Raw genomic sequence first — 9,392 nt, 5'->3', positions numbered from 1 at the left:
GTTGAGGATCGCGGCGCGCTCGGCAACCGGACGCTTCGCCCAGGCGGGTTGCGCGTCGACGGCGATGCGCACGGCGGTCGCCACCTGCTTGGCCGCAGCTTCATGCACCGTGCCGACCACCTCGTCCGGCTTGGCCGGATTGACGATCTGGCGCTGCTTGCCGTAGCCGGCGGCGCGCGTGATCGGCCTGGCATGCCAGCGGTCCGCTCCGGCAAATTCCGCCCTCGCCTTGTCGATGGCCGCGAGCGTCACCGGATCGGTGATGTCGAAGCCCTTCGAGTTGCGGCGTCCGGCGCCGAAGATCGCTGAGGGACGCGCGATCGCCGGATTGGCGGCGGGGCCCTGCATCTCGACAACCGTGAGCGGATCGCGCGCAATCTCCTCCGGCTCGACTTCCTCGTCGGTCAGTTGGTGCACGAAGGAGGAATTGGCGCCGTTTTCCAGCAAACGCCGGACCAGATAGGCAAGCAGGTCCGAATGCGCGCCGACCGGCGCATAGATGCGGCAGCGCGTGCCTTCGGCCTGCCGCACGGTTTCATGCAGCGCCTCGCCCATGCCATGCAGGCGCTGGAACTCGAAGCTGTCGCGGTCCTTCGCCATCGACAGGATGGCGGCGACAGTGTGCGCGTTGTGGGTGGCGAACTGCGGATAGATGCGGTCGGTCATCGACAAAAGCTTCTTCGCGCAGGCCAGATACGAAACGTCGGTGTTGGCCTTGCGGGTGAAGACCGGGTAGCCGGCAAGACCCAGCGTCTGCGCCCGCTTGATCTCCGTGTCCCAATAGGCACCCTTGACCAGCCGCACCATGATCCGGCGGTCGTATTTCTTCGCGAGCGCATAGAGCCAGTCGATGGCGAAAGCCGCGCGCGGGCCATAGGCCTGGACGACGACGCCGAAGCCGTCCCAGCCGGCAAGTTCCGGCTCGGCCAGGACGCGTTCGATGACGTCGAGCGACAGGTCGAGGCGGTCTGCCTCCTCGGCATCGATGTTGAGACCCATGCGCGAATGCCGGGCGGCAAGCGCCAGCGACAGTAGCCGCTCGGCCATCACCGGCAGCATGGTCTCGCGCTGCGCCACCTCGTAGCGCGGGTGCAGCGCCGAGAGCTTGACCGAAATGCCGTGATTGTAGCGGATGTCGGGGCCGTTCGACCCGGCATCGAGCGACGAGATCGCATCCGCATAGGCGCGGTGGTAGCGCAGCGCATCGGCCTCGGTACGCGCCGCCTCGCCCAGCATGTCGAAGGAATAGAGATAGCCCTTCTGCGTCATCGGCCGGCCGCGCTTGACGGCCTCGGCGATGGTGCGGCCGAGCACGAACTGCTCGCCCATCTCGCGCATCGCAGCGGCGACCGCCTTGCGGATCACCGGCTCGCCTAGCCGGCGCACCATGGCGCGCAACGTGCCTTCGATGCCGCCCTCGCCTTCGTCGAGCACGCGGCCGGTGAGCATCAGCGCCCAGGTCGAGGCGTTGACGAAGATCGAACTCGAGCCGCCCGAATGCGCCGACCAGTCATGCGGTGCGATCTTGTCCGCGATGAGATCGTCCATCGTCTCGGTGTCGGGCACGCGCAGCAGCGCTTCGGCCAGGCACATCAGCGCCACGCCTTCCTTGGTCGACAGGCCGTAGGCCGAGAGGAAGACCTCCATCAGCCTGGGATCGGTCGAGCCACGCACCGCGCGCACCAGATCGGCCGCGCGCGCCGAGATCGCCTTGCGCTCCTCGGCCGACAATCCCGCCGTCGCCGACAGGCGCTTCACCGCCTCGTCTTCGTCGGGCAAATAATTGGCGCGGATCTGCTGGCGGATGGCGTCGAGCGGCATATCGGGTCCATGAAAGCGAGCATGAGCGAACGTTCCGGGGGTCGCCGGACCGAATGGTGCAAAGCTAGCACAGCTTCGGATTCCAGTCGGTCCAAAGAAATCGACAAGGCAGGCCAATTGAACTATCATTGAAGCCGAATTCCCATCGTTTCGGCTGCCATTTCGATGATCGAAGACCAATTGGACCGCATCGACCGCAACATCCTGGCCGCGCTCGGGCGCGACGGCAGGCTTTCGATGTCGGAACTGGCTTTGAAGGTCGGCCTGTCGAAGACGCCGGTGCAGGCGCGCGTGAAACGATTGGAGAAGGACGGCTACATCAGAGGCTACCGCGCCATCATCGATCGCGAGCGCATGGGCGAAGGTCATGTCGCCTTCGTCCAAGTGAAGCTGTCGGACACGCGCTCGGCGGCGCTCGATGCTTTCAACCGCGCTGTTCAGGGCGTGCCCGAGATCGAGCAGTGCCACATGATGGCCTCGAGCTTCGACTATCTGCTGAAGGTCCGCACCACCGACATCGCCGCCTATCGCCGCGTGCTCGGCGAGCGCATTTCGGCCCTGCCGCATGTGGCGCAGACCTCGACTTTCGTGGCGATGGAGACGGTGAAGGATCGCTAATCAGAAAGCGTCTTCAAAAACGCCACCAGCGCCGCGCGCTCGCGATCGGACAGGTCGAGTGGATGCACTTCCGATACGCCTTCAACGCTGGGCGGCGCCTTCGAATAATGCGCCACCACTTCATCGAGTGTCGAGAACTGGCCGGCATGCATGTAAGGCGGGCGATCCGCCGCGCCCCTGAGCGACGGCGTCTTATAGGCGCGCGTGATTTGCGGACCGTCCTTGACCATGAAGCGCAGCTCGCGGCAGGCGCTCTCGTCGCCGTCGCGGAATTTGCCGAGGCAGTTGAACGGGTCGGCCTCGACCTGCGCCACCGCATCGACGCGCCCGCGGTCCGGCGGCAGGCCGTCGACCGGCGGCACGCCGGTGTTGTGGAAGGCGCTGTCGGTGAAGCGCGGACCATTGTGGCAGGTCACGCAATTGGCCTTGCCGATGAACAGTTTCAGCCCGAGGATCTCTTCCGGCGAGAACGCCGCGTCTCCTTCTGGCTTGGCGCCGGTCGCCAGATCGATGGCGAAGCGGTCGAAGCGCGTCTGCTGAGGTTCGATCGAGCGCTCGAAGGCGGCGATCGCCTTGCCGATATTGGCGTAGACTCGGTTGACATCGTCCTGCTGAGAGGCGGGCATCGCGTTCCACGCCGCCTTCTCGGCGTCGCTACCGAGCGGGCTGGCATTGGCCGGCACGGTGGAAAGGTCCGGCAGCGGCCCAAAAATGCGCTCGTAGCGCTCGCCGAACCGCTTCTTGATGTAGTGCGCGAAGGCTGCCCGGTTGCCGGCCTGCTCCAGCGGGTTTTCAAGCGGCGTCAGCGCCTGCGCCCACAGGCTGTCGCGCCTGCCGTCCCAGAAGTACCATGGATTGCGCGCCACACCCGCCAGCGGCATGGTGCGGCGGTTGGTGTGGCCGACGCCGACCGCCTGCGGCAGGTCGTCCTGGAACTGGCGGTCGATCTTGTGGCAGGTCGAGCACGAGACCGTGCGGTCGCGGCTCATGCCGACATCGAAGAACAGCGTCGAGCCAAGCGCGGCGGCCGCCGGCATATCCGCATACTGGTTCGTGGTGTCGGGTTTCAATGATGGCAGCGTGTTCAGCGCCAAAGACGCGATGGTCTTCTTCTCAGCGTCGCTGAATTGCGGCTCGCCGCAGCCACCCAGCAAGGCGAGAGCGGCCAAAGCCAGGAGGCATGCAACGCTCGTCAGACGACTCATCGAACGCTCACAACACGACGTTGAAGACGACGGAATCGGAACCCGCCGCCGCCGAGATACCGAAGTGCAGCTGCCACCAGCCGCTCATCGTGAATTTCACGCCGTCGATGCGGTAGCGCCCCTCGCCAAGATAATCGGTCGCCTGCGGACTGGTTGGCAGGCCGTGATTGTGCTGCGGCATCCCGCCGGAAACGGTGATGGCCGCCCCCTCCACCGGCGCGCCGGCGGCGGTCTTCAGCGTCAGCAGCCAGGATTGCAGCTCGCCCTGCCGGATGACGCCGCGCTCCGGCTCGAAGCTCGCGACGAACAGCCCGTTCGCCGTCTTCTTGGAGCGCGACAGGTCCGGACCGGACGCCGAATGCGGCAGCGTCAGATAGACGACGGCCACGATGCCGACCAGCAACGCGGCCAGGCCGAGCCCCGCAAGGATGTAACGCCATATCGATGCCAAACCCGTTCCTCTTCGGCTGCTAACGTCGCGGGCCGCTCGCCGCGTCCCGCCCTGCCTGTGGGAAATCGTTTCTGGCGCAAAATTCGCCGGCAGCCAAGCATGGCGCTGCCGGCCGCAAAAAGCTACAGCAACAAGACCTTAAGAAGGATAGAACCACATGGCCGCCAAGGGTATCGCGTCGATCGGCGAATGCATGATCGAATTGTCGGGACAGACCGGCGACAGCTGGCGCATGGGCTTTGCCGGCGACACCTTCAACACGCTGTGGGCATTGCACGCGCTGAGCCCGGAGCACCCCGCGACTTATGTCTCGGCCTTCGGCGACGATCCCTTCTCGCGCGACCAGATCGCCTTCTTCGGCCAGAACGGCATCGGCATAGGCAACAGTCCGGTCATTGCCGGCGCGCGCCCCGGCCTTTACGCCATCACGCTCACCGGAGCCGAGCGCGCCTTTACCTATTGGCGAAGCGACGCGGCAGCGCGCCAGCTCGCCTCCGATCCGGCGGCGCTCGCGAAAAGCCTTCAAAACCAGGCGCTTGTCTATTTTTCCGGAATCACCCTGGCAATTCTGGACGAGGCCGCGCGGAAAACCTTGCTGACGGCCATAGGTGCGGCCCGGGCCGCCGGCTCGCTCGTCGCCTTCGACCCGAATTACCGGCCGCGTCTGTGGCCGAGCCGCGAGGCAGCCCAGGCCGCTACCCTGGAGGCGCTTGCCGTGGCCGACATCGCGCTGCCGACCTTTCCGGACGAACAGATGCTGTTCGGGGATCCGACGCCGCAGGCGACGGCGGAGCGCCTAGGCGAGCTGACCGGCGAGGTCGTGGTCAAGAATGGCGAGCAGCCGGCCCTGATCGCGCTGAACGGCGCTTCGCAAACCGTGGACGCGGTGCACGTGGCCGCCCCGGTCGACACCACGGGGGCCGGCGATTCCTTCAACGGCGGCTATCTTGCCGCGCGGCTTGCCGGCCACGCGCCTGCCGACGCGGTGCGCCGCGCGCATAAAGTGGCGGCCGCGGTCGTGCAGGTTCGGGGTGCGCTGGCCCCGTTCGAGACGTTGCGGGTCGCGTTCGACAGTTAAGCACTGTCGAAGCGTTAGCGCGCCTTACTTCGATATCGAGAAACTTTACGGCAAGCGGAAGCGGTATTCCGTGACCTGATGATAAATCTGCCCTGGCCACAATGTGGCCTGCGGGAAATAAGGCCGGTTCGGCGAGTCCGGCCAGGTCTGCGCTTCGAGGCAGAGGCCTGAAAACCCCTTGTAGTGGCGGCCGTCGAGCCCGGGCGATGTCGGCGCGACGAACTGGCCGCTATAGAGCTGCAGTCCAGGCTCGGTGGTCCAGACTTCCATCTCGACGCCGGAATTGGCGCCTTGCACCCAGGCAGCCTGGTGCAGCGGTCCACGGCTGGAGGCGAGGCAGTAATTCAGGTCGTATTGAAGCTGCTCGCCCTCCATTTCCATGCGCAGCGCCCGCGCCTGCCGGAAATCGAAAGGTGTGCCGTCGACCGGCTTCACGACACCTGTCGGGATCATCTCGTCATCGACGGGCGTGTAGGCGCCGGCGTTGAGCATCAGCCGATGGTCGAGGATGTCGCCGGCGCCGCCATCGTCGAGGTTGAAATAGGAGTGCTGCGCCAGATTGCAGAGCGTCGGCTCCTCGCAAGTCGCGGTCAGTTCCATGCTGAGCGTGCCGGGGATCTTCAGCCGGTAGGTGCAGGTGACGTCGAGCGCGCCGGGAAAACCCATCGCGCCGTCCGGATCGTGCAGCGTCAGCGTCACGAAATCGCGGCCATGCAGCGAGACGGTCCATGGCCGGTGGAAAAAGCCTTCCGAGCCGCCATGCAGCGTGTGCTTGCCGAGAAAATTCTGCTCGGTCTGGTAGCGCTGGCCGGCAATGGTGAAACGGCCGCCGCCGATGCGGTTGGCGAAGCGGCCGACCACGGCGCCGAAGAAGGCGCGGTCGGTCTCGTAAGGTTCGAAGCGGTCGTAGCCCAGCACCAGCGGCGCGTCGTGGCCGTTCAGTCGAAGATCCTGGACGATCGCGCCCAGTCCGATGATGTTGGCGGTCAAGCCGCAGCCCCGGATCGTGAACCGGCGTACGGCCTCGCCCGCCTGCGTCGTGCCGAAGACCTCGCCGTCCTTCATCGCCATGCCCGAAATGTAAGTTGTCGATCAATGGATTTAGGCCGGCTATGGATGATCCGGCAAGGGCAGGCTCTGGCAATTCCAGATGTCTGACTGTTTTTCGACCGGGATTTCACTGAACCAAACAGATAGAGCCGCCCATCGTTTCAGTGAAACGACGGGCGGCTCTTCAAAACCTATCCGGTACGGCCGGTCGATATCAGAGCCCCAGGCCGCCGAAGCAGGCATATTTGGTGTCGAGATAGTCCTCGATGCCCTGATGCCCGCCTTCGCGGCCGAGACCCGATTCCTTGACGCCGCCGAACGGCGCCTCCGGCGTGGTGATCAGGCCTTCATTGACGCCGACCATGCCATATTTCAGACCTTCCATGACCCGGAAGGCTCGGCCGAGATTGCCGGTGTAGAAATAAGCGGCGAGGCCGAACTCGGTGTCGTTGGCCAAGGCCACCGCCTCTTCCTCGGTCTCGAACTTGAACACGGGCGCGATCGGCCCAAAAATCTCTTCCTTCATGAAGCGCATGTTCGGCGTGGCGCCGGAGATCACCGTCGGCTGGAAGAACGAGCCGCCCAGTGCATGGCGCTTGCCGCCGGCGACGACCTTGCCGCCCTTCGAAGTGGCGTCGGAGATGAATTCCTCGACCTTCTCGACCGCCTTCTCGTCGATCAGCGGTCCCTGCTGCACGCCTTCCTCGAGGCCCGAGCCGACCTTGAGGTTGTTGCTGGCGGCGGCGAGCTTCTCGACGAACTGGTCATAGATGCCTGCCTGGACGAGGAAGCGGTTGGTGCACACGCAAGTCTGGCCGGAATTGCGGTACTTCGCGGTGATGGCGCCGGCCACCGCGCGGTCGACGTCAGCGTCGTCGAAGACCAGGAACGGCGCGTTGCCGCCGAGCTCCATCGACACTTTCTTGACCGTCGTGGCGGACTTCTGGATCAGAAGCTTGCCGATCTCGGTCGAACCGGTGAAGGTGATCTTCTTGACCAGCGGATTGGTGCAGAGTTCGTCGCCGATCTCGCCGGCCGAGCCGGTCACGACGTTGACAACGCCCTTGGGGAAGCCGACTTCCTCGACCAGCGCGCCCCAAGCGAGGCCCGAATAAGGCGTCTGCGAGGCAGGCTTCACCACAGCCGTGCAGCCGGCGGCCAAGGCCGGGCCGATCTTGCGGGCGAGCATCGAGGACGGAAAATTCCATGGCGTGATGGCGGCGATGACGCCGACCGGCTCCTTGGTCACAAGGATGCGGCGGTCGCCCCATGGCGACGGCACGATATCGCCATAGACGCGGCGGCCTTCCTCGGCGAACCACAGGATGTAGGCCGCGGACGAGCCGATCTCGCCCTTGGATTCGGTGAGCGACTTGCCCTGCTCGATGGTCAGCAGCTCGGCCAGCACGTCCTGATTGTCCATCATCGCGTCATGCAGCTTGCGCAGCAGTTTCGAGCGCTCGAGCGCCGTGGTCTTGCGCCAGCTCTTGAAGGCTTCCTCGGCAGCCTCGATGGCGCGGCGGGTCTCGGCCTTGCCGGCCTTCGGCACGGTGCCGATCTTCAGGCCCGTCGCCGGATTGTTGACGTCGATGGTCTGGCCGCTGTCGGCCTGCACCCATTCACCATTGATGAGATTGGCCTGGCGCATGAAATGGCTGGTTTTCTGAAGCATGGTCTGGCCTCCGTTCGGCGCGCTGATCGGCCGTTTTTCTGGATATCCTTTGAAGCGTGCCCAAGGGGCGCACGCCGACGCATTGCTCTTACCTAGGGAAAGGCAGGCAAGCAATCACAAGATGGCATATAGGGGTTGGGCCAGCAAAAGCGAGCCGCGTTCGACGGCTCTATCCGAAGACGTGGATCACCACCGTCAACCAGAACGACGTGGTCAGCACCGCACTCGCCGTGGCAAGCGTCATCTGGTTCGAGGCCAGCGCCTGGCCGGTGTTGAACTGGACGGCGATCAGGTAGGAATTGATGCCCGACGGCAGCGCCGCGGCGACGATCGCGACCTTGGAGGTCAGCGGCGGCAGACCGAGCAGCCAGACGAAGACCAGCACCAGCGCCGGCATCAGGAACAGCTTCAGCACCGACAGCGCCAGCGCGGGCCGGATATTGCCGGAGATGCCGAAGCGGCGCAGGCTGAGCCCCATGGCGAACAGCGCCACCGGGCCTGCCGTATCGGCAAGCGTGTCGACCAGCCGCTCGACGAGGTCCGGCAGCGGCGCGCCGGTGAGGCGCCAGGCGAGCCCTGCCAGGATGCCGATGATCAGTGGATTGATGAACAGGCGCCTGAGGAAGCTTTTGACAACGCGCAGCGGGTGCACCGCCTCGCCGCTGCCGCGCCCGAACATCTCGAACAGCACGATCGAGGCCATCATCATAATCGGCAGGTGGACCGAGACCAGCAGCGACAGCACCTCGAAGCCGCTGGCGCCGAATATGCCCAGGATGAAAGGGGCGCCTAGCAGCACGACGTTGGAATAGGCCGAGGACACGCCGCCGACGATCCCCGCGCGTGCGTCCCGACCAAACAGCCGCGTCGTGACCAGATGGCCCGCGGCCCAGGTGATGGCGACGGCAGCGAAATAGGCGCCCCACAGCGACCATGGCGCCACACCGTGGAAATCCGACTTGACCATGGTTTGGAACAGAAGCAGCGGCATCGCCACATTGACGGCGAATTCGGAAATGCCCTCCCCGCTCGCCGGCTTCAGATAGCCGGTCAGCCCGGCCAGATAGCCAAGCGCCACGAGGCTGAAGACGAAGAGGACGGTTTCGGTGAGTGGAGTCATTTTGCGGGCGGAGACATTTTTCCCGTGATAGGCGAGCCCCGGCCGGTGTGCAATTGGCGCCGCACGCTGATCTCCGGCGCCTCTGCTTGTTTTCCGGACGGCTTTGCGATCCCTATATGCCGATCACGGCCTCGGCCCGTCCGGGCCGCCAAAGGACTTCCGATGCTGCGACTTGTTCTGGCGCTTTTTCTTCTAGTTGTTCCGAGCCTTGCCCACGCGACCGATGCCGGCTGGGCGCTGCTGCGCGACGGCGGCCATGTCGTGCTGCTTCGCCATGCCTTCGTCACCGGGGCGACCGACCCGGCCAATTTCGACATCGGCAATTGTGCCACGCAGCTCAATTTGTCGGAGCGCGGCAAGCAGCAGGCAAGCCGCAT

General features: G+C 65.1%; 8 protein-coding genes and 1 pseudogene. 3 read left to right on the top strand and 6 right to left on the bottom strand.

Annotation, left to right across the window (positions count from 1 at the left end):
* A partial coding sequence (putA, locus tag EOA23_RS27720) for a bifunctional proline dehydrogenase/L-glutamate gamma-semialdehyde dehydrogenase PutA (RefSeq protein WP_127306491.1) occupies positions 1–1,821 on the bottom strand: 1,821 nt, incomplete at its 3' end.
* A 165-nt stretch (positions 1,822–1,986) separates the two neighbouring features.
* Here putA and EOA23_RS27715 point away from each other — a divergent pair.
* A complete protein-coding gene (locus EOA23_RS27715; RefSeq protein WP_127306490.1) occupies positions 1,987–2,439 on the top strand; it encodes an Lrp/AsnC ligand binding domain-containing protein in 453 nt (150 codons plus the stop codon).
* Here the strand turns inward: EOA23_RS27715 and EOA23_RS27710 are convergent.
* Entirely contained in the window at positions 2,436–3,644 is a 1,209-nt protein-coding gene (locus EOA23_RS27710) for a cytochrome c peroxidase (protein ID WP_127306489.1), read from the bottom strand. The two genes, EOA23_RS27715 and EOA23_RS27710, sit on opposite strands and share 4 nt — an antisense overlap.
* Before the next feature lie 7 nt (positions 3,645–3,651).
* Positions 3,652–4,095, bottom strand: coding sequence for a FixH family protein (locus EOA23_RS27705; protein WP_126060323.1), 444 nt, complete (start codon positions 4,093–4,095; stop codon positions 3,652–3,654).
* A gap of 157 nt (positions 4,096–4,252) precedes the next feature.
* Here EOA23_RS27705 and EOA23_RS27700 point away from each other — a divergent pair, with 157 nt between their 5' ends.
* Positions 4,253–5,173, top strand: coding sequence for a sugar kinase (locus EOA23_RS27700; RefSeq protein ID WP_127306488.1), 921 nt, complete (start codon positions 4,253–4,255; stop codon positions 5,171–5,173).
* 45 nt (positions 5,174–5,218) lie between these two features.
* Here EOA23_RS27700 and EOA23_RS27695 read toward each other — a convergent pair whose 3' ends face one another.
* The 3 genes from EOA23_RS27695 to EOA23_RS27685 all read right to left on the bottom strand — a co-directional run bounded on the left by EOA23_RS27695 (position 5,219) and on the right by EOA23_RS27685 (position 9,015).
* On the bottom strand, positions 5,219–6,244 hold the full coding sequence (locus tag EOA23_RS27695) for an aldose epimerase family protein (protein WP_127306487.1): 1,026 nt from the start codon (positions 6,242–6,244) through the stop codon (positions 5,219–5,221).
* Between the two features lie 193 nt (positions 6,245–6,437).
* Complete coding sequence (locus tag EOA23_RS27690) at positions 6,438–7,895, bottom strand: NAD-dependent succinate-semialdehyde dehydrogenase (protein ID WP_127306486.1); 1,458 nt, start codon at positions 7,893–7,895, stop codon at positions 6,438–6,440.
* 169 nt (positions 7,896–8,064) lie between these two features.
* On the bottom strand, positions 8,065–9,015 hold the full coding sequence (locus EOA23_RS27685) for an AEC family transporter (protein WP_127306485.1): 951 nt from the start codon (positions 9,013–9,015) through the stop codon (positions 8,065–8,067).
* 162 nt (positions 9,016–9,177) lie between these two features.
* On the opposite strand from EOA23_RS27685, the pseudogene EOA23_RS27680 reads away from it, so the two are divergent.
* Positions 9,178–9,392: pseudogene (locus EOA23_RS27680) on the top strand (histidine phosphatase family protein); the annotation flags it as partial.

Origin of the sequence: Mesorhizobium sp. M2A.F.Ca.ET.042.01.1.1, assembly GCF_003997405.1 — a bacterium.
Taxonomy (GTDB): Bacteria; Pseudomonadota; Alphaproteobacteria; order Rhizobiales; family Rhizobiaceae; genus Mesorhizobium.
The sequence above is the reverse complement of the archived record's forward strand: the minus strand, read 5'-3'. Positions and strand labels throughout refer to the sequence as shown.

Bases quoted from the DNA above. Each gene is read 5' to 3' on its own strand.
- EOA23_RS27715 (WP_127306490.1), top strand. From the start codon at position 1,987: ATGATCGAAGACCAATTGGACCGCATCGACCGCAACATCCTGGCCGCG.
- EOA23_RS27710 (WP_127306489.1), bottom strand. From the start codon at position 3,644: ATGAGTCGTCTGACGAGCGTTGCATGCCTCCTGGCTTTGGCCGCTCTC.
- EOA23_RS27700 (WP_127306488.1), top strand. From the start codon at position 4,253: ATGGCCGCCAAGGGTATCGCGTCGATCGGCGAATGCATGATCGAATTG.
- EOA23_RS27695 (WP_127306487.1), bottom strand. From the start codon at position 6,244: ATGGCGATGAAGGACGGCGAGGTCTTCGGCACGACGCAGGCGGGCGAG.
- EOA23_RS27690 (WP_127306486.1), bottom strand. From the start codon at position 7,895: ATGCTTCAGAAAACCAGCCATTTCATGCGCCAGGCCAATCTCATCAAT.
- EOA23_RS27685 (WP_127306485.1), bottom strand. From the start codon at position 9,015: ATGACTCCACTCACCGAAACCGTCCTCTTCGTCTTCAGCCTCGTGGCG.